This is a genomic window from Brenneria sp. g21c3, from assembly GCF_040240345.1.
In the GTDB taxonomy this organism is placed as follows: Bacteria; Pseudomonadota; Gammaproteobacteria; order Enterobacterales; family Enterobacteriaceae; genus Brenneria.
In genome coordinates, this window is sequence record NZ_JBEIAB010000012.1 from 111,218 (window position 1) to 134,763 (window position 23,546).

18 protein-coding genes and 1 pseudogene are annotated in these 23,546 nt (G+C 57.2%); 6 read left to right on the plus strand and 13 right to left on the minus strand.

The window, feature by feature from the left end; genetic code table 11:
- Positions 1-175: 175 nt before the first annotated feature.
- From ABRZ28_RS24310 to cho, 5 genes and pseudogenes are all read right to left on the minus strand, one after another.
- Positions 176-439 (minus strand): annotated as a pseudogene (locus tag ABRZ28_RS24310) (BMC domain-containing protein); the annotation flags it as partial.
- Positions 440-462: 23 nt separating this feature from the next.
- Positions 463-1,641 (minus strand): methionine adenosyltransferase, encoded by a 1,179-nt coding sequence (gene metK, locus ABRZ28_RS17020; RefSeq protein WP_330520985.1) that lies wholly within the window; start codon positions 1,639-1,641, stop codon positions 463-465.
- A gap of 132 nt (positions 1,642-1,773) precedes the next feature.
- Positions 1,774-2,826, minus strand: a complete 1,053-nt coding sequence (locus tag ABRZ28_RS17025) for a response regulator transcription factor (protein WP_330520986.1) — start codon at positions 2,824-2,826, stop codon at positions 1,774-1,776.
- A 15-nt stretch (positions 2,827-2,841) separates the two neighbouring features.
- The gene (locus tag ABRZ28_RS17030; RefSeq protein ID WP_319606404.1) at positions 2,842-4,071 is read right to left on the minus strand and encodes a sensor histidine kinase; all 1,230 of its coding nucleotides are present in this window, start codon (positions 4,069-4,071) and stop codon (positions 2,842-2,844) included.
- Between the two features lie 588 nt (positions 4,072-4,659).
- Positions 4,660-5,553 (minus strand): excinuclease Cho, encoded by an 894-nt coding sequence (gene cho, locus ABRZ28_RS17035; RefSeq protein ID WP_319606577.1) that lies wholly within the window; start codon positions 5,551-5,553, stop codon positions 4,660-4,662.
- A gap of 403 nt (positions 5,554-5,956) precedes the next feature.
- Here cho and ABRZ28_RS17040 point away from each other — a divergent pair, with 403 nt between their 5' ends.
- Positions 5,957-6,481 (plus strand): 5' nucleotidase, NT5C type, encoded by a 525-nt coding sequence (locus ABRZ28_RS17040; protein ID WP_319606576.1) that lies wholly within the window; start codon positions 5,957-5,959, stop codon positions 6,479-6,481.
- Between the two features lie 105 nt (positions 6,482-6,586).
- Here ABRZ28_RS17040 and ABRZ28_RS17045 read toward each other — a convergent pair whose 3' ends face one another.
- Complete coding sequence (locus ABRZ28_RS17045; protein ID WP_319606575.1) at positions 6,587-7,810, minus strand: MFS transporter; 1,224 nt, start codon at positions 7,808-7,810, stop codon at positions 6,587-6,589.
- Between the two features lie 143 nt (positions 7,811-7,953).
- A complete protein-coding gene (locus tag ABRZ28_RS17050; protein WP_319606574.1) occupies positions 7,954-9,336 on the minus strand; it encodes a cation:dicarboxylate symporter family transporter in 1,383 nt (460 codons plus the stop codon).
- 41 nt (positions 9,337-9,377) lie between these two features.
- Between ABRZ28_RS17050 and ABRZ28_RS17055 the strand changes: the two genes are divergently transcribed.
- The 5 genes from ABRZ28_RS17055 (at position 9,378) to ABRZ28_RS17075 (ending at position 16,548) form a co-directional block, all read left to right on the plus strand.
- Positions 9,378-9,512: a hypothetical protein gene (locus tag ABRZ28_RS17055; RefSeq protein ID WP_330520989.1), complete on the plus strand. Its 135-nt coding sequence runs from the start codon at positions 9,378-9,380 to the stop codon at positions 9,510-9,512.
- Between the two features lie 261 nt (positions 9,513-9,773).
- Positions 9,774-10,535: a GntR family transcriptional regulator gene (locus ABRZ28_RS17060; RefSeq protein ID WP_319606573.1), complete on the plus strand. Its 762-nt coding sequence runs from the start codon at positions 9,774-9,776 to the stop codon at positions 10,533-10,535.
- A gap of 209 nt (positions 10,536-10,744) precedes the next feature.
- The gene (locus ABRZ28_RS17065; protein ID WP_330520990.1) at positions 10,745-12,718 is read left to right on the plus strand and encodes a methyl-accepting chemotaxis protein; all 1,974 of its coding nucleotides are present in this window, start codon (positions 10,745-10,747) and stop codon (positions 12,716-12,718) included.
- Complete coding sequence (locus ABRZ28_RS17070; RefSeq protein ID WP_319606571.1) at positions 12,718-13,080, plus strand: response regulator; 363 nt, start codon at positions 12,718-12,720, stop codon at positions 13,078-13,080. The genes ABRZ28_RS17065 and ABRZ28_RS17070 overlap by 1 nt, the downstream gene beginning before the upstream one ends.
- Positions 13,081-13,086: 6 nt before the next feature.
- Positions 13,087-16,548, plus strand: coding sequence for a PAS domain S-box protein (locus ABRZ28_RS17075; RefSeq protein ID WP_330520991.1), 3,462 nt, complete (start codon positions 13,087-13,089; stop codon positions 16,546-16,548).
- Between the two features lie 9 nt (positions 16,549-16,557).
- Here the strand turns inward: ABRZ28_RS17075 and ABRZ28_RS17080 are convergent, their stop codons facing one another.
- The 6 genes from ABRZ28_RS17080 to ABRZ28_RS17105 form a co-directional block, all read right to left on the minus strand.
- Complete coding sequence (locus ABRZ28_RS17080; RefSeq protein ID WP_330520992.1) at positions 16,558-19,872, minus strand: ImcF-related family protein; 3,315 nt, start codon at positions 19,870-19,872, stop codon at positions 16,558-16,560.
- Positions 19,856-20,995: a KPHS_23130 family T6SS system protein gene (locus tag ABRZ28_RS17085; protein ID WP_330520993.1), complete on the minus strand. Its 1,140-nt coding sequence runs from the start codon at positions 20,993-20,995 to the stop codon at positions 19,856-19,858. The genes ABRZ28_RS17080 and ABRZ28_RS17085 overlap by 17 nt, the downstream gene beginning before the upstream one ends.
- A complete protein-coding gene (locus ABRZ28_RS17090) occupies positions 20,992-21,249 on the minus strand; it encodes a PAAR domain-containing protein (RefSeq protein WP_319606567.1) in 258 nt (85 codons plus the stop codon). Before ABRZ28_RS17090 ends, ABRZ28_RS17085 begins: the two co-directional genes overlap by 4 nt.
- 77 nt (positions 21,250-21,326) lie before the next feature.
- Complete coding sequence (tli1a, locus tag ABRZ28_RS17095) at positions 21,327-21,827, minus strand: Tli1a family immunity protein (protein WP_442878715.1); 501 nt, start codon at positions 21,825-21,827, stop codon at positions 21,327-21,329.
- 15 nt (positions 21,828-21,842) lie between these two features.
- Complete coding sequence (gene tla1, locus ABRZ28_RS17100) at positions 21,843-22,646, minus strand: toxin Tle1 chaperone Tla1 (RefSeq protein ID WP_319606684.1); 804 nt, start codon at positions 22,644-22,646, stop codon at positions 21,843-21,845.
- 4 nt (positions 22,647-22,650) lie between these two features.
- Positions 22,651-23,546: DUF2345 domain-containing protein (locus ABRZ28_RS17105; protein WP_330520994.1), on the minus strand; the 896-nt coding region annotated here is incomplete at its 5' end.

A 23,546-nucleotide genomic window follows, 5' to 3' on the forward strand; every position in this document is an offset into this window, starting at 1 on the left:
CGACAAAGCTCACGTCACTCGCCACATCGGCACAGCCGGACGACTGCGCAACGGGCTCGACAGTGACGACCGGGATCGTCGGCGCTTTTGGCACAGAGACTGATGGCGCTGCGTCAGCAGGCTCGGGGGCAACGGGTTGCAAGGGAGGCACGCCGCAGGTTTCCTGTGAGGCAATCAGGTTATCGATGCCGGTTGCGGTACGCGCAATGACCTTCCAGGCGTAAACATCGCCGATGCGGCTTGCGGCCGCAACGCCCGCCGCCACTGCGGCGTTTATGGCGCCCACTTCTCCCGTTAACTTCACGGTTACCAGCCCGCCGCCTTTGGTCAACTCATAGCCGACCAGCTCGACATTTGCGGATTTCATGGCGGCATCGGCGGCCTCGACCGCCACCGCTAAACCGACGGTTTCAATTAAGCCTAAACTCTGCCCGGACATAACGTTCTCCTGTTATTTTCAACTCAATGGGTAACCATAAGATGGCGCAAGGCAAGGGCTGTAGCGTCACGCAGCAGCGCGGCCTTGTCGGTGAGTTCCCATGGAAATATTTCCCGGCCGAAGTGGCCGTAACATGCCGTCTGGCGGTAGCGCGGCGCGAGCAAATCAAGCTGTCTGATGATGCCGTAAACGCTCAGGTCAAAATGCTGCTCAACCAACTGCGTCAGCGATTTCGGCGCAAGCCGGGCCGTGCCGAAGGTATTGATGCGAAGAGAAACCGGGCGAGGAAGCCCAATGGCCCAGGCTAGTTGAACTTCGCAGCGCGTCGCCAGCCCTGCCGCGACAATATTTTTGGCTACGTAACGCGCCGCGTACGCCGCCGAACGATCGACTTTTGAGGGATCTTTGCCTGAAAAAGCGCCGCCGCCATGACAAGCCGCGCCGCCATAGGTATCCACAATGATCTTTCGCCCGGTCAACCCGCAATCCGCCGCCGGGCCGCCGTTAACGAACCGACCTGCCGGATTAATCAATAAACGGGTGTTAGCCGTTAGCCAGCGTGCGGGGATAACGGGTTTGATGATCTCTTCAATCACCGCCTCTCGCAGCGCGGCAAGCGAAATATCCTCACGATGCTGCGTGGAGATAACGAGGGTATCGGCCTCGACTATTTGATCGCCGCGATAGCGCAAAGTCACCTGACTTTTGGCATCCGGCAGCAAACCGACAAGCTGCTGCGTTTTGCGCAGCATCGCCTGACGCGCCATCAATCGATGCGCATAGAGTAAAGGCGCCGGCATAAGCTGCGGCGTCTCATTGCAGGCATAGCCGAAGGTAATACCCTGATCGCCGGCGCCGAGCGCCGTCGGGTCGTTGGCATGTATGCCGTTCGCGATATCGACGGATTGCCTGCCCAGCATATTGACGACGGCACAGGTAGCGCCATCAAAGCCTTTCGCTGAGTTGTCATAGCCGATGGATTTGACGGCGGCACGCACAATCGACTCGATATCGACATTCGCGCTGGAGGATATTTCTCCGGCCAGAATCACGGCGCCGGTTTTTATCAGACATTCGCAGGCCACTTTGGCCCAGGGATCGTTAAGCAGGTAAGCATCAAGAATGGCATCAGATATCTGGTCTGCCATTTTGTCCGGATGCCCTTCGGCAACCGATTCAGAGGTAAAAAGATAATCGTCCATGGCAGGGCTACTTTATTATGGGAGTTTCTTATCTTAGCGGCCCTGACTTTTTTGGTGAGTACACTATCTTGCCGGGATGGCGGACTTTCTTGCGCTCGCGTTCACTGCAAGCGCAAAAAATCCCCTGCGGCATTAACACGCCTCTGCCGAAACTATTCTGCGGTAATCGGAAGGGGCGATACCCGTCTCTTTTTTGAAGATACGGCAAAAATAGTTGGCATCCTGCCAGGAAAGTTCCAGCGCAAGGGTATTCACTTTTAAGTCACTGAACTGCAACAGTGATTTTGCCATGCTGATTTTGCGGTTGGTGATATAGCTGGAAAAACCGCTGCCCGTACTTTTCTTAAACGCGCGGCTCAAGTAGCAGGGACTGACAAATACTTTTGCCGCGATATCATCCAGCGTCAGATTGCCGAGGATATTTTTTTCAATATGAAATTGCGCCCTGGCCACAAAATCCATACTGCCGCCGGACTGTTTAAAAGCCCGATCAAATATATTTTCGCTGATGCTCAAAAGCCCGTTCAGTACCCGCCAGTAATGGTTCGCCGATAGGCCCTGCTGGCGAATACTCTGCACCAGGTCGCCGATTTTATCCCGACTGTCCATATAGCCATCATCCAGACCGGCGAGATGTTGTTGAACGAGTTCCAGCATGTCGGTGACCGTTGCGGAATGAGAGTCACCCAGCGACTGCCCTGCGCATGCCGCATCAAGAATGCTAAAAACAAAAGTGTGCCAGCGCGGATAATCACAGCTACTTATCATCTCGCTGATGTTCTGCCGCAGCTCGCGCGTTGCCGATAAGGCCTCTTCGTCTACCTGTAGCGTCTTGCGAATCGTATCGCTCAGAATACTTTGCTTAACCGGTTTCAAAAGATAGTCATCCACTTTCAGGCTGAGCATATGGCGAACGATTTCAAAGTCGTCATTGGCTGTGGTGACGATCACTTTGGTATCGGTATTTTTTTGCTTAAGGTACTCAATTACCTGATTGCCGTTGGGCAACGGGATATTGATATCGACGAACATCATGTCGATTTGACTGAGCTTATCAATAAGTTGGATGGCTTTTTTCCCGGTTGACGCCTCATGAATGACGGCGTTCTCGACGCAGCGGGAAATAATGCGTCTAAGAGACTCCGACTCAATGTATTCATCTTCAACAATAACGATATTATACATACTCACACTCCAGACTCAGGCTGGCACCATAGGGAACCGCAGTTTTATTGTGGTGCCGAGCATCGGCTTATGGGGGCTGGTGATTTGCAAGCCATAACGTTCACCAAATAGCAGTTGAAGGCGGTTCTTAATATTATTAATGCCAATGCCGCCTTTTTGTCGGTTCTGGTTGCCAGACAGGATATACTCAATATCTTCACGGGAAATACCGTCACCGTTATCAGTAATTTCAATAATGACATCCTTGCCATCGTCGGTGGCGCGAAGAGTGATATGGCTCTTCATTTCACGCGGCTCCACCACATAATTAAAGAAGTTTTCGACCAAAGGCTGAAGTATTAAAAATGGACAAACAACGTCGTTATATTTATCAGGAATATCGCGTACATAATCAAAGCGGTCATTCATTCTTACTTTCTGAATCGCCATATAACAATTGACATAATTCATTTCCTGACCAAGCGTGATCAGCCCATTATTATTCTTGCGTAAGAGATAACGCATCATATCGGAAAAATCATGCACCATCGTTTCGGTACGGCCGGCATCTTCCAGAAACGCCAGCCGGCCAATGGTATTCAATACATTGAATAAAAAATGGGGGTTGATTTGGTAGGAGAGCGCTTTGAACTCCGCGTCATGCAATAAACGTTCAATCTCGACACGTTTGCGTAACTCGTTGGCCAACTCCTGATCTTTGGAACGCAGTTCGCGCTGGATGTTGTTGGCATAAGCCTGCTCCACCAGGTACGAAGCCACATGCAGCAGCGTATACGCCGTGGATTCGAAACGTTCGTACGGCATACGCGGCGTATTGTGATGCTGGTTGATAAGCCAGGGATTTTCTTCCCATAAATTATTGTTATCCATAATGTAGGGAATACTTTTTTCTTGATCTTCTTCAACCTTCACCTGGCCCGAGATAAATGCGCCAAGATAATGATTATTAACCATTATTGGCACCGCAAACTCCACAAAACCACAATAGCAGCGATAAACGAACGGCTCGCCTGCGCGCATGGCGGCTTTACCGCCCGCACTGTCGCTGTCGTAGCAATGCCTGGCCAGTGCCTCATTCATTCTGGAGCGAGCGCAAAAATCGGAAAACCCGCTGGGACGGGTGACGGGAACCCCGTCCTGATCTACCACCACGAGGGCAATCATCATTGATTTACTGAAGTTATCTTGCAGCGTTTGCAGGCGATGGACATCAAGAAACTCATGCAATTTATACTTATTATTCATGACATCTGTTCACTCAATTTAAATGCAGGTAAACCATACCTTATTTGTGAGTTTGAAATAATGAAACCGCTCACAAACCAAAATTTAAAGGTAAACAGCATGATCCTCTGAGTGTTGAAGAAAATTTATCTTGAGCCAATAAGCCGCGGGAGAAATGAATATTAGCAATGCGTGTAACTACATGATTTTACGCTTATTTTTAAGATAACACCGATTTCCGTACACTCTAAAAATATAAAGAAATCTTCTCTCTCCTTCATATTTCCGTTCGGTTGTTATACCGGCCTCAATTCGTTCGCTTATACTAAGCTATCGCTTAAAATCAGAATTCGTACAAGTTCAACTATACACTCGCCATTTCCGACAGACTCTGCTGACCATTTTATTTTTTCATATGATATCTCGCCCATTGAAAAAATATCTTCTTCTGAGTTAGATACTCAATCGCCCCGAATAAGGTTATGTCCATGCTATGGCAGAAAGGCGAGGTTCGCTACGGCGGTTGGGAAAAATATGAAAATGGCGAGTGGGTGAGCGCACCAGACTACAAAAGCAATACCCTCTCCGCCTATGCCTGAGGCGTCGCCATTAAAGGCCGGCGCTCAGGCATGCGTCGGGATCGCCAAGCTCGATAATCTCATACTCCCCGCTAATAACCGGTTTGCAGAGAATTTTATAGCCGTCGCTGTCGAAGCACGGCGCGGCAATCATTAACTCGCCCGCCTCATTCAGGTTGTCTACGGCGCCAAGCCATAGCCAGTGGTGAATAATATGATACTGCGTCATATCCGGCCCCTGCTCCCGCAAGGCGATCGGGCCATTCCACCGCCAGCACACCACTCTGCTGTGCTCAAGCGCCGACACCAGACGCTGATGGTGAGCGGCCGGGCTTTCTTTGCCGCAGCAGGCGCCGGCGCAACGTTTCAGCGCCGAACGAAAGCATGGGCGCCCCCGACTCAATGGCTCAAGCCCCAATAACCCATAACAGAGTTGATGCTGATCGGCGATAGATTGCAGCGCTTGCAGAGCCGCCCGCCGGTTGGCGAACAACCCGAATAACCCCGATTTCCGGTCAAAATCCACCTCTTTGGCGTAAACCACTTCGGGTTTATCACCATTAAGCTGCAATGCGCAAAGCTGCTTGTTGCGGCGCAGGCGTTTATTAAATAGCGGTTGCAGCTTTTTAATCAGTTGCGCTTCCAGCAACAAAGCCCCTATCTCTCCGGCGGTTCTAAAGAAGGTGATACGCTTCGCCTGGCGCAGCATGGCGGCTTCATCCGGGGTTCGCAAATGCGAAAGCACCCTACTGCGAATGTTCACGCTTTTGCCGATGTAAAGCGGCATGGTTTCACTCTCCCCGTAGAACAGATAAACCCCCGGCAAAGAAGGTAAACCATCAAGCCACTGGCGCAGATGCTCCGGGTATTGATAAATAGCCGCCGCTTCAAATTCCAGCCGTGGCGCGGTATGACGTCTGGCCAACTAACCTCCTATACTGATTTTTTATCCAGTATAGCGCGGTTAAATGAAGTTTTACATGGCGATACGCAAAACCATCACTCTCTCAATGCGGACTCAGGGCCTGACGGCATCCTTCGGCGAAAGCCCGCGATGAAAAACGGGCATACATGAGCGGAACAAACTAAAATAGGCGCGCATTGTTCGATTCGCGCCATGTGACGTCCAGGTAATCAAGGCGATGAGGATATCAAACTTCAGCCGCTACGCGAAAAATTCGCTGATGCCGTTTGCCGGCCGGAAGTACGAAGGGGATGAAGCGTTTGATGAGTTGATGGATCTCTGATGTCTCGCGAATAAGTGGACTGCCGAATCGGCCCTATGGAAACCCCTTTTTACCCCTACCCCATTTTATATGGAGGAAATTATGATTCGCATCGCTGTCGATATGGACGAAGTTATCACCGATACCTTCCCGGCGCTGCTCGCCTGGTATCAGCAAGCCTACAACTACACGTTTTCACATGATGATTGCGTGGGTAAGCCCATCACGGAGCTAGTATCGGCGGAACATGCGCAAAAAATGGAAGAACTGCTGACCGACGGGCGTTTTTTTGCATCATTGCCGGTGATGCCCGGCGCTCAATCCGCGCTGCGGGCGCTGTCCGAACGGTTTGAAATTTTTATCACCACCGCCGCGATGGAGTACCCCAATTCCTGCGAGCATAAATTTCGCTGGCTGCGTGAGCATTTTGCCTTTATCGAACCATCTAACATTGTGTTCTGCGGCGACAAGAGCATCATTCACGCGGATTTTCTGATTGATGATAATATCCGTCATTTTCAGCGCTTCTGCGGCAAAGGAATACTCTTTACTTCTCCGAGCAACGCTCTTCTCAAGTGGCAAAACCGGGTCGATAACTGGCAAGAAGCGTTGGATTATTTTAGATAAATCCGGGGGTGGGAAGCCGATAGGGCACCCCCGTCCCGCCAATTTTCGGCTTGCTCTCTTACCCGGCCCGTCCGTGGGCTTCTGGCGTGGTTGGGCTGGGCGTCGTTACAGCGCAATCTGCCTGGTTTCTTTGCCCAAAATCACGATCGCCAGCACCGCCAGCAAAATCGCGATGCTGAACAGTGAGAAGATGCCGCCGATGGAGACGCCGGCCGACACCAGATATCCCACCATCAACGGCCCGAAGATCCCGCCGACGCGTCCGATAGCGGCGGCGACGCCGGCGCCGGTGGTTCTTATGCGGGTGGCGTACTGCTCCGGCGTATAGGCATACAATGCGCCCCAGGCGCCCAGATTGAAGAAGGAGAGCAGCGAACCGCAAAGCAGCAACTGAGCGCCGGTATCGGCAATGCCGAAGAAATAGGCGCTGACCAGCGTTCCCAGCAAATAGACGGCCAGCACCCAGCGCCGCCCTACCCGTTCAATCAGCCAGGCGACCGAAAAATAGCCCGGCAGTTGGGCGACGGTCATCATCAGGACATAGCCGAAACTTTTTACCAGGTCAAAACCCTTTAGCATCATCACGCTGGGCAGCCACAGGAACATGCCGTAATAGGAGAAGACCACGCAGAACCAGACAATCCACAGCATCAGGCTGCTGCGGCGGTACTCGCTGGCCCACAACGCGGCGATTTTGCTAAGAAACGAGGATTCTCTTTCCCGTTGGCTCAGATGAAGATAGTGCGGAGAATCCGGCAATCTGAAGCGCAGATAGAGCGCGTAAAACGCCGGCAACGCACACAGCAGCATCGCGCCGCGCCAGCCGACGCTGGGCAATGGAATCAGGAAATAGGCGATCAGCGCCGCCAGCAGCCAACCCACGGCCCAGAAACTTTCCAGCAGCACGACGACGCGTCCGCGCACTTCGGGCGCGACGCTCTCGCTGACCAGCGTCGACGCCACCGGCAACTCGCCGCCCAGCCCCATGCCGATGAAAAAACGCAGCACCAGCAGGCTGCCCAGCCCCCAGGCGAACGCGCTCAGCCCGCTGGCGACGCTGAACATCAGCAACGTCAGCATGAAAGCCGATTTGCGCCCTTTTCTATCGGCATAGAGGCCGAAGATAAAAGCGCCGACGGCCATGCCGATGGAATTGACGCTGCCGATCAGCCCCATCTGCGCGGCCGTCAGACCCCAGTCCTGTTTCAGCGCGGCTAAAATGAAAGACAATAACCCGACGTCCATCGCATCGAACAGCCACCCGGTCCCGCATATCAATAACAGTTTATTATTCGAGAAAGCGCCTTGCCGCGCCTGAGACAAAATCATGATGGTCTTTATTATATTCCGGAGAAGGTCCGGGCATTATATCCCATCTCTGCGGGTTGTAATGCCACTTTGCGTTCTTCGCCGAAGAACGCAAGACCGTGGGCCGCTCGCTGAATGGAACCCGGCGTTAGCGGCCTCCTACATCAGGGCCGTCGCGCCGACGACTCTGATTCTGATGTTAATTCCCGGTGTTCCGGCAGCATTTCGCTGTTATCCAATTCATCGTCCTCCTGCGCCGTTTCGGGATAGCGCTCCGGATAGAGGTGTCGCTCGGCCTGAGCGGCGTCGAAAGTGCCGGACCATTTGGCGACCACCACGGTCGCCACGCTGTTGCCGACGGTATTGCAGGTGGCGATCGCCATCGACATAAAACGATAAACGCCGAAGATCAGCGCCAGCCCTTCGACGGGCAGGATGCCGGTCGAGGTTACGGTGGCGGCGAATACCACGAACGAACCGCCGGAAACCGTTGCGGCCCCTTTGGACGTCAGCAGCATCAGCAGCAGAATGCCGATCTGCGTTTCCAGCGACAGCGGAACGCCGTAGGCATGGGAGATGAACATGACGCCCATCGACATGAAGATGGATGTGCCGTCAAGATTAAAGGCGTAGCCGGTCGGCAGCACCAGACCCACCGTCTGTTTGGCGCAGCCCAGCCGCTCCAGCTTGATCAACAGACGGGGCAGCACGCTTTCAGAGGAGGCGGTGCCGAGAACGATAACCAGCTCATCCTTTATATAGCGCAGGAAGCGCCATATGCTAAACCCGGCCAGCCGCGCGATCAGCCCCATGCCCAGAATGATGAAAAGCGCAATCACCGCGTAGAACACCAGCACCAGTTCAGCCAGCGCCAGCAGTACGGTCGAACCGTTGCTGCCCACCGAGTATGCGACCGCGCCGAAGGTACCCAGCGGCGCGAGCTTCATCACCAGGTTGATAAAAGCGAACAGGATTTCGGAGATCATATCCAGGCTATCGTTGACCCGGTTGCGCCGTTCGGGCGGAATGGCGAGGATGCCGATACCCACCATGACCGCCAGAACCACCACCTGTAGCAGTTCCCCTTTGGCAAACGCGCCGATGAAATTATCCGGCACGATATGTATCAGAAACTCCGCGAAACCCGGCGTGGCGGCAGGCTGGATATCCAGCGCGGGCGCGCCGTTCGCCTGCGGCGACATGCCGTCGCCTATCTTGATGATATTGCCCGCCAGCAGTCCCAAAATCAGCGCGACGGTCGATACCACTTCGAAGTAGACGAAGGCGCGCCAGGCGACGCGTCCGGCGCTGCGAGCGTCCCCCGCGGAGGCGATGCCGTGAACGATGGTCAGAAAAACCAGCGGCGCGACGCCCGCCTTGATCAGATTCAGGAACATATCGCCCAGCAGCTTGAATTGGGTGGCGAATACCGGAAAAATGAGACCGACGACAATCCCCAGAATGAGAGAGATGAAAACCTGGGTTCCCAGACGCCGATACCACGGCGTCCGTTTGGCCGCGCCTGCGGCGACGTGTGAAGTATTCATAGCGTGAGTCTCCGCCGGCAATGAGCGCAGACGGCGTTCGTATGAATGACGATCCCGGCGGCTTGCGGCGCAATCGCGGCATCGGCTGGCGCCCCCTTGTAGCTAAAGCCATTCAGAACGCGTGCGACGCTGAAAAATCGGGGTCGCATCCTGGCGATGCCGAAGGCATTACGTGAATAATATGCGTTATCGATGGATCTGTCTGACATAATGAACCTCGGCTTTTTATATAAAAATAGATAAACAGAGGACCACCAGATGCAGAACCGGCAACGGCCCTCACCCTTTATGTCCGAACTTATTTGGGTCAATATGTTCGGACATTTTAAAAATAATGTGCTTTTCTGTTACGGAACAGTAGCCATTAACGCATTCTGTGACGGGTAGCGTGTTCGCCTGGTTTTATAATTATTTTAAGTGGATTAATGGTTATAGAGATGCGCAAGCTCAACTACATCCAACTGGTGCGCCAGTTAACGAACGGCATCACGCAGGGATTGTTCCCGCTGGGATCGCTGTTGCCTACCGAACTGCAACTGTGTGAACTTTACGGCACCAGCCGCCACACCGTGCGAGCAGCCCTTAATGAACTGCAACTGCTCGGTCTGGTTACGCGCCGGAAAAATGTCGGCACGCGCGTCACCGCCACGCAGGTGCGTAACGATTTTCAGCCGACGCCGGCATCGCTCGACGATCTGGTGCAGTTCGGTAAGGAGCATATCCGCGTCGTGCAGAATGTCGGCCCGGTTCAGGTCACCGGCTCGCTGGCCAAAACGCTTGCCTGTACCCCGGATACGCTGTGGTTACGCATCTCCAGCCTTTATTTGCAGGAAGGCGAGCGTATGCCGCTCGGCTGGACCGACATCTATATCGAGCCGGACTATGCGGAAATCATCGCGGATGTGCATCGTCAGCCGAACACGCTGATCTGTTCCATGATAGAAAACCGTTTCGGCCGGCGCGTGGCGGGGATCCGACAGGAGATTTGCGCCTGCACCATAACCGATGGCGCGATGGCGAAAGCGCTCAGGATGAAAACAGGCGCTGCCGCGTTGAAGGTGGTGCGGCACTATCTGGATGCGACGGGCCGGCCGTTTGAAATCACGGTGACGGTACATCCGGAAACGCGTTTTTCCGTGGTGCTACAGCTCAATCGCGCAACCTCGACGCCCGGAGGCGCGCAGGAAGAAGGAGAATGACCGCGCGGTCAGGAGGATCGTCGCGGTGTGACGGCGTCACTAAATAATCGGCGTGGTGATTAGGCTGGCGGGCCAGCCCGCCGGAAGAGGCGCGAATTCATTAACAAGACAAGAATAACCGCTCACGAAAAGTTTCAACTTTGTTAAAGATTGGCCGGCAATTTCCGATAGTTATTTATTATCTGCGGAAATTTCAATGAGCCTCCCGAATGCGAAAGAATTTGCCCATAACCCAGAACCTCTATATTTTCCCCGGCGATCAAACGCTGATCTCCATCACCGATCTGCAAGGCAATATTACCTACTGCAACTCCAATTTTATCAACGTCAGCGGCTTTACCAGCGAGGAATTACTCGGTCAACCGCACAATATCGTACGCCATCCCGATATGCCGCAGGAAACGTTCCGCGACATGTGGGCCACCATCAAGTCGGGTCTGCCCTGGACGGCGCTGGTCAAGAACCGGCGCAAAAATGGTGACTATTACTGGGTTCGCGCCAATGTCACCCCGGTGCGCGACGGCGATAACACCGTCGGTTTTCTGTCGGTGCGATCGCGAGCGCCCGATGAAGAGATTGAGGCCGCCGAACGGCTATACGCCACGATGCGCCAGGAAGCGGAACGGGGACGCAGGCGTCATACGCTGTATCGCGGACAGTTGGTGCGCCGTACGCTGACCGGCCGGATTGCCCGCTGGCTCAACCCCGGACTGCGCGGTCGTATTCTCATCATCAGCGTGCTGGCGGCGGGCGGCCCGCTGCTGGCGCAGGTCGTCGGCGCGCCGTTGTGGGCGACCGCGACGGCGGCGGCGGGCTGCGCGGCACTCTCCGCCTGGCTGCTGATGCGTCAGACCGTGACGCCGCTGCGTCAAGTGATAGGCGTGGCCAACCTGATGGCGGGCGGCGATCTGACCCGCTTCGTACCGGTAACCGGACGCGGCGAAATCGCCCAGATCCAACTGGCGCTGGCCCAGCTCAATGTCTCGGTGCGCACCGTCGTACGCGATGTACGCCATGAGGTGGCCAACCTGCTGGGCGGTACGCAGGAGATCGCCAACGGCAACAAAGACATGGCGACCCGAACCGAAGCCCAGGCCGGCAGTCTGGAACAGACCGCCGCCACCATGGAACAGATCTACCGCACCATTCAGCAAACCACCCAGTTAGCCAACGACGGCGCCCAACACGCCCGCCACACCGCCGAGGCGGTACTGCGTAGCGATGACGCGGTGCAAAGCGTGGTGAGCACGATGCAGGCCATCGAAGAGTCGTCGCAGCGCATCCAGGACATTATCCAGGTGATCGAAGGGGTCGCCTTTCAAACCAACATTCTGGCGCTGAATGCCGCCGTGGAAGCCGCGCGCGCCGGTGAAAAAGGCAAAGGCTTCGCGGTGGTGGCGACGGAAATCCAGGCGCTGGCGCAGCGTACCTCCGGCGCGGCCAAAGAGGTGCGCGATCTGATAGAAGAATCGGGCGCGCGGGTGGACGAAGGCGGCCGGCGTGCGGCCGATGCGCTGAATCGCATGCAGGAAGTCACCCACGCCGTGGGTCAGGTCAGCGACATGCTGGAACAGATCAACACCGCCGCGCGCGAGCAATCCATCGGCGTCGGTCAGGTCAATGACGAGATCGCCAGTCTTGACGCCATCACGCAGCAGAACGCCACGATGGTGGACGATCTGGCCTCGGCGGCCAACGCCCTCAACCGTCAGGTGGCGCTGGTGCATAATACCATTCGGGTATTCCGCCTGACCGAGCGCGATACCACGCTGGCGGAAGTGGACTCCGGCGTATTGCGCCTTGCCCAGAAGAACGATGTCATCAGCGAAGACGGACGCATCGACTTCGGCAAAGCGATCGCCAGCCACCGGCAATGGCGCGTTACGCTGCGCAACGCCATCAACCGCAAGCTGGCGCTGGACCCGAAAACCGGGCGTGACGAGAGCTGCGCGCTGGGCGCCTGGCTGAAAGGACCGGGCAAGGCGCAACGGGGCGGCACGCCGGAATATGACGCGCTGGTCGATGCGCACCGGGCGTTCCACGCCGAGGTCGGCACGGTGGTCGATTTGATCAACCGGAAAAAGATGGACGAGGCGGAACAAAAGCTCGCCAGCAACCAGCCGCTGTATATTGACGGCCAGAAGCTGGTCCAGGCCATCCGCGCGCTGTCGGGCGGCGCATAATGACGTTGCGGGTACTGGTCGTGGATGACGATGTGCTGAATCTGCGCATCGCCGCGCGGTTATTGCGCGAACTGGGTCATTCGGGCGCGCTGGCGGCCGACGGCGAAAAAGCGTTGCAACTGCTGCGCCGGCAATCGTTCGATTTGATGCTGCTGGATATCAATATGCCGAAATTAAGCGGCGAGGACACCCTGCGCGCACTGCGTGCGGAAGGACAACGGCTTGCGGTGCTGATGGTCTCCGGGCATGACGGCGAGGAGACGCGGCGTCATTTTCTTGATCTCGGCGCCAACGGTTTTCTGGCCAAACCGCTGGCGCAGTCGGCGTTGCAGGCGGCGCTGGCGCAACTGGGCGGGAATTGACGCGATATGGCGGCTTTCTGGTGGGGAGTGGCGACGTCTACGGCGGCCATGCTATTGCTGACGGCGCTGTACCGATACGGTTTTCGCCGCCGCGATCTGCGCGATATGAGCCAGATGGCCGGCATGATGCGGCTGAGCAGCGACGCCGCCTGCCTGCTGCGGCCGGATGGTCGGGTGATCTGGGTCAACCGGGCCTACGGCGAGATCACCGGCTTCGGCGGCGGAGAGTTGATGGATCGCGACTGGCTCGGTTTCCTGAGCGAACGGGTGGAGGACGGTACGCCGATAGCCGCCATTGAAAACGCGATGAACGGACGGCGCGAATTGCGTATCGATCTGATGTTCCGGCGCGCCGGTGGCGAGGAACGTTGCATGATTGTGGAGCTGCACCCCCTGCGCAAACTGGCGCACGGCCTGATCCCACGGCTGTCCGGGCGGTCATTCACCGGTTATCTGGTGGTGCAGGTGGATATCGATCGGCAGCGCCGCGAACGCAAAATGACGCAACTGGCGTTGCGCGACCGTCAGGCGGTGCTGGATATTCTCGACCATTATGCCATCGTCACCGAAACCGACTTGCAGGGACGCATCACCAAGGTCAATGACCGTTTTCTGGAGGTCAGCGGCTACCGCGCCGACGAGGTGATCGGTCGTCACCACAGTATGTTCAAATCCGGTATGCACGACCGGTCGTTCTGGCGCGAGATGTGGAGCACCCTCGCCCGCGGCGATATCTGGCACGGCGAAATCTGCAATCACGCCAGGGACGGTTCGCTCTACTGGCTGGACAGCGTTATCGCGCCGATGCTGGGCGCCAGCGGCCGTCCGGTGAAATACATGTCAATCCGCACCGATATCACGCCGCTGAAGCTGAGTCTCGATATGCTGGAGCGCACCGGTAAAATCGCCGGCGTCGGCGGCTGGTATTACACGCCGGAGAGTAAAACGCTCTATCTCACCAGAGGCGCGCGCAACCTGCTGGGGCTGACCGACAGCGTAATGAGCCTGGACAAAATACAACCGCTGATGAAACAGCAATGGCCGGCCTACCGCGATCTGATTCGCCATACCGTGGAGAGCGGCGAAGCCTTTACCCAGGAGATGCGGCTTACCCTGCCGCACGGCCGCGCGCTATGGGTCAACCTGAGCGGAGAGGTGGAATATCTGCATGGCAAACCATATCGCCTGGTGGGCGCGGTGCAGGACGTCAGCGCGCAGGTGGAGGCGCGACAGCGCATCGCATCCAGCGAACGGCTGCTGAGTTCCGCTATCGACGCGCTGGACGAAGCCTTTGCGCTGTATGACGCCGACGATCGGCTTATGCTTTGCAATGACCGCTATCAGGATATGTTTGGCGACAAAGGCTATCAGATACGCCCCGGCATCACGGTCGATGAGGTAATACAACTGTCGGCCGAGGTTGACCCCGAGTCGTATGACGGCGACATTGAAGACTGGCGGCGGCAACAGCGCGATCTATGGCGACAGCATATTCACCACCAGCAGTTGCGGCTGAAGGACGGCCGCTGGATCAAACGCGTCGGCGTCACCACCGTCGACGGCATGCGGGTACTGTTCTGGATCGACGTCACCGACCTGCATCAGGCGCTGGAAGACGCCGATGCCGCCTCGCGCAGCAAGAGTCGTTTCCTGGCTAACATGAGTCACGAGATCCGCACGCCGATGAACGCCATCATGGGCATGATGCAGTTGATCGAGCATACCGGCATCAACGCCGAACAGCGCGATCTGTTGCGCAAAATGGAACGCGCGGCGCGCTCGCTGCTGGATATCCTCAACGACATCCTCGACTTTTCCAAAGTGGAAGCCGGCATGATGCTGCTGGATATCGAACCGTTCAAACTGACGGACCTGCTGACGGACGTGTCCACGATTTTATCCGGCACGTTGGGCGGCAAGCGGCTGGCGCTGATATATGAGTCGGATCCCGACATCCCGCCATTGCTGCTGGGCGATGCGCTGCGGCTCAAGCAGATCCTGATCAATCTCGGCGGCAACGCGGTAAAATTCACCGCCAGAGGCGAGGTGCGGATGCAACTGCGCCTGTTGCAGCGCGGCGAACAAGGCGTGCTGCTGGAATTCGCGGTACAGGATACCGGCATCGGCATCAGCGCGGACGCCATAGAACACATTTTCACCGGTTTCAGTCAGGCGGAGGCCTCCATTTCACGCCGCTATGGCGGCACCGGACTGGGGCTGGCCATCAGCCACCGGCTGGCGGCGCTGATGGGCGGTCAGCTACAGGTACGCAGCGAAGTCGGCCGCGGCAGCCGCTTCTGGTTTCAAATCTGGCTGCAACCGGCGCAAAAGCAGCCGGACGAAATTTTCGACGCGCCGCCGCCCGCGGCCCCTCAGGTCAAACAGCCGCCGGATCTCGCCGCGCCGCCGACGCAGCGACAGGCACATCCACAGCGACTGATCGGGCTCCGGCTGTTGCTGGTGGAAGATAACGAAATTAACCAGGATGTGGCGATCCGTCTGCTGGCGCGCGAAGGCGCGCGGGTCAGCGTGGTCGGCGACGGTTTGCAAGGCATCCAGGCGCTGGACGCCGCGCCGGCTGCCTACGATCTGGTTCTGATGGATATGCAAATGCCGGTCATGGATGGTTTACAGGCCACGCTGGCGATCCGCAGCGAGCCGCGTTTCGACCCGCTGCCGATCGTCGCCATGACCGCCAACGCCACGCAATCGGACCGGGAGAATTGTCTGAAGGCGGGAATGAACGACCATATCGGCAAGCCGTTCCATATGGAGGCATTGGTCAACATGATCCTGCGCCATTGCGGACGCATTAGCCCTCCGGCGGCGCCCGTGGAAACGGAGGCGGCGCAGTCCGGGGATAGCGTGCTGGATGCCGAAGACGCCCTGTTGCGGCTGGGACAGGATCGGGCGTTCTACCGCCGGCTCTTGCAGGATTTTGCCCCTGCGGCGCGGCGCCTGACGCAGCGCATCATCCAGGCGCTGGCGGAGGATAACCCGGCCGACGCGCGCGATGCCGCGCATCAGCTCAAGAGCACCGCCGCCGCGACCGGCGCGCGCCGGTTGATGGCCGGCTGCGCCGCTATCGAACGGGAGGCCGGCGGCGGCGCAAACAGCCGGTCGCTGTCGCAACGGGCGACGGCATTGCCCGAACTGCTGAGCCGCGCGCTGGCGGCGCAGCAGGCGTGGTTACAACGTCACGACGGCGAAGAAAACGACGAAAGCCCTGCCGCCGAGGATAACGGCGCGCTGGCGCAGGATCTGGCCGAACTGGCCGCCGCGCTACAGGCCAGCGACATGGCCTCGCTGGACCTGTTCGATACGCTGCTGGCCCGCCATCGCGTTCAACTCGGCCCGCAGGCCCAACCGCTGTGCGATGCGATAAACGCTTTCGACACCGACGGCGCGCTCGCCATTATTCGGGAACTGCAAATGACGCAATGCCATTCCGCTGTCGCGCGCCGTTAAGCCGCCGGCCTATTCCCCTGCCGCGCCGTCGATAATAAATATCTGCGCCGGCAGGTGGAAATCTCTCAGCGTCAGCAGCGCCAACGGCCCGCCGCCCAGTTCGCTGCGCAGAATATAGGTCAGAGGCTGCCCCTCCGGCGTTCGCCACACCACGCGGAAGCGGCTGCCGTCCAACTGCTCGACTTTCGCTTTCTCCAGCAGCCGCATCCAGCCCCATACGCCCGCCTCGTTCGCATACAGCCGAACGCCGGTGTTATTTGACTGCCAGCTCAATATTGCGCCGGGCTTGTAACTTTCCCCCGGCCAGCGAAACCGCTGCCAGCTCTCCATTTGGTTAAAATAGTTCAGCGTTTGTCCATCCACCGTCAGCATCGTCTGCGCCACCTCGCGCGTCGCGCGCGGCATCAGCTCGAAGCGAATCCCCGCATCCCCTTGCGCCAGCAGCGTATCCGACAACATACTCAACTGGTTGATGGCGGTCAGAAAACGCGGATTAAACGTTACTCCCCGGCTGTGCTGCGCCGCCGGCACCCACCGATTGCCCTCCTTGCGCAATAGTCCGCCAAGCTGCGTGTGTAAAAATTGCTCGATGCGCCCGGTATCCGCCCGCAGATAGAGCGACAACAGCGGCAGCGACGCATCATTGCCGGTATCGGCAAACGGATAACGGCCGGTAAAAGCATGACGCCAATCATTAACGACGCTCCGTTGCCAGCGGGCGTTCAGGCTCTGCGCGGCCGGCTGAAGCAGTTGTCGGCGGGATTGCGCCAACGGTTGCACAAACAGCGTCTGCCCCACACCGCCCCACTCGCTCCCCAGACTCTCCGCCAGCAACCGACCGTAATCCCAAATGGCGGTCAGTTCGGCGGCGTTTCCCTGAAACACGCGCTGCGCCAGCGCCTGCGTCATCGCCTGCGGGTCGGCGGAATCCATCACCTGACGGAGCTTCAGCCGCAACTGCGACACCCGCGTCAGATAGGTCGGCAGGTTGGGAGCGGCGGCGCCCGGCGTTCCCTCCGCCAGCGCCAGCCATGGGCCGAAAGTCTCATCCAGCGGCCCGGGCCGTTCGCCCGGCAGGTCGCTGCCGCCTGACGCCGGCACGCCGGTTTTTCGCTGTAGCGTCGCCAGCGCGGACTGTGACAGCGCCTCGGCTACTCTCTGCGGCGACTGACCGGTTTTCCCCTGCCAGACCAGCGTATTGATCAACGCCAACAGCGGGGATCGTCGCGTATCCGCCATCAGCCGCAACTGTTCCGTAACATCCGCAAGGTCCTCCGCCCGACGCCAGCGCACATCGTTGAGAAAGTCGAGCCAGGCGCCGCTGAAATCCCTGAAATAGCGGGCGGTCAGCCGCGCTTGCAACTGCCCGGACGATACGCCGTCCGCCAGCGGTTGTTTGCCGTCGCTCAGTACCCAGTCCATCTCCCGCCGCCGCTCATCGGCTATCTGCGCTATCGCCGGCTTCACCTGCTCCTCCCAGGCCTGACGGGTGAACATCCCCGGCACCACGCCGTCGCTGACGAACAGCAGGCTGGCGTCGGTATCGCCCGCCATCCGTTCAATCGTCATATCGGCATAACCCGACGCCGCCTGTGCCAACAGCCGCTGGTACAGCGTGGTTTCGGTTTGACTCATGCCCATCTGGTCCAACAGCCCGCGGCGGACATCCTCAATCAAAGCCCGATCCGGCTCAATTCGCCACTCGGGATGCGCCGCCAGATTGTCCGCATAAAAACGAAATAACGCCGGTGAAATTTCCTGCCAGACACCGCCTGCCGCACCGGATTGGTCAGGCGGATTTTCCGTTAAAACCGCAGACAGAAAGTCCGGTTCGGTTTTCTCCGGGTGGGCCAGCATCAGGTAGGCTTTTAGCTGCGCATAACCGGCACGGGTATATTTTGCTTCCTGCCGGACAGCGGGCGGCAAGCGCAGCATATCGCGCAGCGACGCCGCCAGATGGCGCGCCGCCGTATCGCGGATAAGCGCGCGCTGGGCGATAAAATAATGAGGCCACAGCGCTTGCAGCAGCGCGTCGCGCTGATTCAGGCCAAAATGACCGTACCAGGGCGCGTCATGTTGCAGACGGACTATCGCCTGCTGCAAAGCCTGCACGTTCTGCAAACGCGCCGTTAACGAACGGTCGGGCGCCGTAGCGGCCTGAACCCGTTCGATACCGACGCGGATATCCTGCCGGTTGCTCAGGAAAGACAACAGGCTACCCGCCGCCGCCAGCACGCTCAGGGTAATGATCCCCCACTGAATCCCCTTCGCCCACGGCAGTCCCAGCCGCTCGCCCCGGACGACTTTACTGTCGCTCAGCACGCCCTGCCATACCGGATCAGGCAACCAGCTGTGCGGCACGCCGCCCGGCCTCACCGTCACCGGCAGGCTGAACAGTATGCCGCGTAAAGGGAATACCGAAACGCCGGACAATAGCGCCGTGGCCGTCTTATGCCAGCGCGCGATCCCGCCCGCTTCCAGCGTTTGCGCCAGCCGCAGCAGAAAGTCATGCTTTGGCTCGCGCATCATTTGCCCGATCCCCGCGCGCGTCAGTCGGGGAACCAGTTGAGACAGACGGTCGTTCAGGGTGGCCGGGTCACAGCGGGACGGCAATAGACAGCCGACCGGCTGCGTTTCGCGTTCGCTCTGCGACCATTGACTGTTTTGCACCTCCCACAGCCAGACTGGCGCCTGCCAGCCCAGTAGTCGAGCTCGCTCGTCCAGTTGACGGCGGGCCGAATCCACCGCCGCCGACTGTTGGCTCTGTTCAGCGGTCAGCGCCCATACCACGCCGTCCAGCGGTCGACGGCGACGCAACCGACGACATCGCGCCAGTTGTTCGCTATCCGCCGTCCCGGCCGGGCCGCCCCACAGCAACAGCGTCTGGCTGCCTTCCTGCCATTGCTGCGACGTCAGTCCGGGCGCCAGCGCCTCAACCTGCGGCGCCTCCCCCACCACCAGTAGAATGCGCACATGGCGTCGCCAGTAACGACCGTAGCGGTTGCGCAGATGGGTCTTGATATCGTCATGGTCATGTGCGGCCGGCGCGATCTTTTTTTCAGGCTTTGGCTGTGAGGGGAAACGCATCGATTTAATGAATCCGGACATATTGCCAAGTGCCAGAAAAGCCAGCGTCAGCAATATTCCCCAGATAATGAGTCCGCTCATGATCAAACGCCAAATCAGTGCGCGATCCGGCGATGCATCCTCCACCCACCACCACCAGATAAATCCAATCATCAACATCAGCAGCGTCACTGAAAGAAAAATTAATATTACCGTTCGGCTCACTGATACGTTATTCGATTTATTTTCTTGTTCCATAAGGTTTAACTATTCCTAACGCGAGTGGGTATTGCGGATCGCCCGCTATCCAGCCTACGGGTTGTTCGGTTATTTCGCAGCGCAAGGCGGCCAGCGTTTGCACAATGACCTGTTCTATTTCTCCGGTATAGCCCCAGTTGCCATCCTGAATATATTGATTAAGCGGCCAGCCCGTTTTTTCCAAAACAGTCATATCCGCCTGAGAAAAAAGAAAGCAATCTTCCGGTATGTGGTCTGACCGGGCTTGTTTTATCGCTCGGGAAGCCGCCGTGGCAATATCCTCCTTCAATTCTGGCTGGTGATATTCGCCGCGATACAGTTTTACTTTACCGTTCTTTTTTAATAACCAGACAAATGCCGCTTCGCCCGCCGGTAATGTTAATGAAGCCGATGCAGGCATGCTTTGGCTACCGGCGTACAATATAGCGGCGTCGTCACCGGCTGAATTCAGTCGACTAATGGCTTCATTCAGTCCGCTCACTCCGTTCCATTTTTCCGGCTGACCGGGTAACACTATTTTCGGCGACAGCTTTTGTAATTGTTCAGAGAATGAGATCCAGGATTGCTCGCTCCCCAACCAATAACAGCACAATAAATCAGCGCCCGGATCCGCTCCATATTGCTCATGCCATTGAATCGCCGCGGTACGGGCGAGTTGGCATTCTCGTTCTTCGCGGGTAAGGGAAAATGATCTTAACAAGCGGATGGCTTTGCCCGCGGACTCAATGCGAGCGGTTGGCATAGCATGCGCATGTTTCAGCAAACGGCGCCAATGGGATGATGTTGTTCCTGCCGCGCCGATTAACACCGCCTCGGACAGGGCTGCCCATTGACGGTGTTGCTCCCACCATTGCTGAATCAATTGGTTAGCATGCCGTTGGTAAGTCTGGGCGTTATGGCACGCCAACTGATAATAAAGCAGGCGCAGAACAAAGCATAATAAGCCGGCCATTGCGCCGATTAAGACGACGGCAAAAAATAACCCAGCGTTGATATTTTCCTCGGGCAACAATACCGCGCCGATCGCAACCAGCGATAAATAGACGCCGCCGGCCGACAACCAGCGTTTGCCAAGCGGTTTTCCCGCCTGGGCATAGGGTGGAAAATCAGGCAGCGGCGTCATGGATTGACTCGATAGTCGGGAAATGAACTCACCAGAGTGCAACCGCATGCGCATCGATGGCCGTGCAAGGCGATAGGCTTGCCGTCGATCAGGCAGGTCGCACTCCCTTCCGCGATAACGCTAGCGCCGTGTCGGTTGCACGCCACCGCATCCCCCTTGCAGGCAATCGGTTTACCAAAGCACTGATAGTGTCCGCCTAATACCTGACCGCCATATTCACGTAATGAATCGCCTTTGCGGATGATATTTTTCATCGCGTTATTACCTCTACCTCTCCATTGGATTGAAATATGCATTTTTTATTGTCGACCGCCGTCGGTTCCGCGCTGATTTATTGCGGACAGGTTTTCGGCTCCGGCATCCTTAACGGCTCTTTGATCGGGTATCGCTCATGGGTGGGCGAGAAACAGGAGGTGGTGACCTTCACCTCATCGCAGGGCAGAAAATGCACCGTGATGCCGCAGTTATCTTCCGAGGTATAAGGCGGCAGCGGCACCACCTTGCTGTGCCGGCGTTTCTGGTCGTCCATTTTCTTTTGCCAGGCCAGATATTTAGCTCGGTCGGCAAAGCCGGGGAAACCTTTTGAACCACTCACCCCGGTTTCCCAGTCGACCCGCACCGTCATGCCCGGCCGCCACCGTGCCGGGGCGCGGTAACAGCAACCGCCGCCGCCGCCCTGATAGGCGCCGACGCTGTCGATGCCCGATATGCCGTCCACGCTGAAGCGGTTGATTGCCCAGTGGGTATGATTGATGACGATAAGCGTATCCGCCTGAGCGGCGGCCGACAGCAGCAGGCCGCACAGCGCCAGGGGGATTAACGGTATTTTCAAGATATAAACTCCTTTTTAAAGAGGGTCGTTGGCGACGACATAAGGGTCGGTCTGTAACTGCTGAAGCCGTTGCCAGGCGAACGCTTCACGTTCCTGATCCAAAAAAATATTTGCGGCGGTGGCTTCCCGCATCGCGCGATAGCTGGCATGGAACAGCGCCTCACTCGCACGGGTAAGGCCGTTTTGCCGCATGAAAGAACACATCAACATCTCCGCATCGCTGACGATCAACAATTGTTCAAGCTGTTGATCGTCAAGGTCTATTTTTTCCGGCTTTTCTTCTGATGGTGATGCGTTATCGCCGGTTAACCAGACCGGCTCGCCCTCTCTGTCTAACCAGCTCCAGAACATCGCGGGGCGTAATAAATGTTTCTGCTGCGAATCAAGAAGAATATGGGTAAATAAATGCGGGAAGATGCGCGGATCGAAAAAACGCAGAATACCGGGCTGACCACAATGAGTCGCATCCAGGCACGCCGTGAAATATTCTGACAGCATGTTGAACGACCAGGCGGAACACAGCGTCAACAGCCGAGGTTGCTTCGCTAAATGTTGAATCAGTTGCTCGGCCCATTGACGCTGTTCGAGCAGGCCTAAGTTGATACGAATCAAGAGCGGCGCCGCATCGACTTCACTTTCCTCCGGCAATCCGGCGAATAATGAACACCAGGGGATTGCCGGTGAAAAAGTTTCCAACGCCGGAATTAAGGGCGTATTCGCGCCGCTTTGATCGACAATAAGATCGAGGTGATCGCTTTCGGCGTTTTTCACCGCGGTTTCAAGTAAAGAGAACCAACCTGCCGGTTGCTGAGTAGTCATTGTATTATCCTCTGAAGACAAAACCCTGAGCCGCCGCCTGCGCTTTTTTGAGACAGTCTTCACATACCGAAGCAGGCAATTCAGGCAACGGGAAATCGGCGCCGGATGGGGCATCCATTTTATGCCGGCCCTTTAAACTCAGCTGGCTGGGGCCATGAATTTCAATTTCCCCCTTAGGGGACAAACGGATATAAGCGCCGCCGCAGGCCAAGGTGATCCCTTGTTTCGCGGTGATCTGAATATGTCCCTGCGTGGAGTTCACCGTAATATCCTGCAAGGCGATGGCATCCATCACATCCGCATGCGACTCAATGGATAAGGCGCCTTTTGCCGAAACCAGACGCATGCCTTCATTTTGCGACAACACCGACACCGCCTGACGGGCATTAATGCCTATCCGTTCCGCGCTGCCGATATGTACCTCCCCCGCGCTCTGCGCATACAGCGCTTTACCGCTCTGTAGCATGACGACATGCGGACTGACGACGCCGATACCTGCCGGCGCGCTTAATAACAGCGCCGCCGCTTTCAAACCATCCGCATTGCACTGATATTCTTTTAACGAATCGGCATCCGGCTGTAGATTACGATGGGTCTGCGTGATACGCCGCCATTCCGTAACCTGACTCATCGCACCTTTTATCAGACTAAGCGCCGCGCCCATCTCCAGCGTCTTATCACCGGCTTTACTCTGTTCGTCCGCGCTGATGAACAGCCCTTTCCCCGCCCGTATCGCGCCCCACTGGTCGGTGCGCAGCTCAAACCCTTCTCCACGCCGCTGACGGCTGCCGTCCACCAGATGCCCCAGGTTCAGCTGCGACTTGCCGCCGTACTCGGTCGACAGCTTGATATGCTCTTTGCCCCGCTCGTCCTCCATCCGCAGCTTGTTGTTCGCCGGCG

Bases quoted from the DNA above. Each gene is read 5' to 3' on its own strand.
- ABRZ28_RS17085 (WP_330520993.1), bottom strand. From the start codon at position 20,995: ATGACGCCGCTGCCTGATTTTCCACCCTATGCCCAGGCGGGAAAACCG.
- ABRZ28_RS17070 (WP_319606571.1), top strand. From the start codon at position 12,718: ATGACGTTGCGGGTACTGGTCGTGGATGACGATGTGCTGAATCTGCGC.
- ABRZ28_RS17050 (WP_319606574.1), bottom strand. From the start codon at position 9,336: ATGAATACTTCACACGTCGCCGCAGGCGCGGCCAAACGGACGCCGTGG.
- ABRZ28_RS17030 (WP_319606404.1), bottom strand. From the start codon at position 4,071: ATGAATAATAAGTATAAATTGCATGAGTTTCTTGATGTCCATCGCCTG.
- ABRZ28_RS17055 (WP_330520989.1), top strand. From the start codon at position 9,378: ATGAATGACGATCCCGGCGGCTTGCGGCGCAATCGCGGCATCGGCTGG.
- ABRZ28_RS17045 (WP_319606575.1), bottom strand. From the start codon at position 7,810: ATGATTTTGTCTCAGGCGCGGCAAGGCGCTTTCTCGAATAATAAACTG.
- metK (WP_330520985.1), bottom strand. From the start codon at position 1,641: ATGGACGATTATCTTTTTACCTCTGAATCGGTTGCCGAAGGGCATCCG.
- ABRZ28_RS17080 (WP_330520992.1), bottom strand. From the start codon at position 19,872: ATGGAACAAGAAAATAAATCGAATAACGTATCAGTGAGCCGAACGGTA.
- ABRZ28_RS17065 (WP_330520990.1), top strand. From the start codon at position 10,745: ATGCGAAAGAATTTGCCCATAACCCAGAACCTCTATATTTTCCCCGGC.
- ABRZ28_RS17040 (WP_319606576.1), top strand. From the start codon at position 5,957: ATGATTCGCATCGCTGTCGATATGGACGAAGTTATCACCGATACCTTC.
- ABRZ28_RS17060 (WP_319606573.1), top strand. From the start codon at position 9,774: ATGCGCAAGCTCAACTACATCCAACTGGTGCGCCAGTTAACGAACGGC.
- tla1 (WP_319606684.1), bottom strand. From the start codon at position 22,646: ATGACTACTCAGCAACCGGCAGGTTGGTTCTCTTTACTTGAAACCGCG.
- ABRZ28_RS17025 (WP_330520986.1), bottom strand. From the start codon at position 2,826: ATGTATAATATCGTTATTGTTGAAGATGAATACATTGAGTCGGAGTCT.
- ABRZ28_RS17090 (WP_319606567.1), bottom strand. From the start codon at position 21,249: ATGAAAAATATCATCCGCAAAGGCGATTCATTACGTGAATATGGCGGT.
- ABRZ28_RS17075 (WP_330520991.1), top strand. From the start codon at position 13,087: ATGGCGGCTTTCTGGTGGGGAGTGGCGACGTCTACGGCGGCCATGCTA.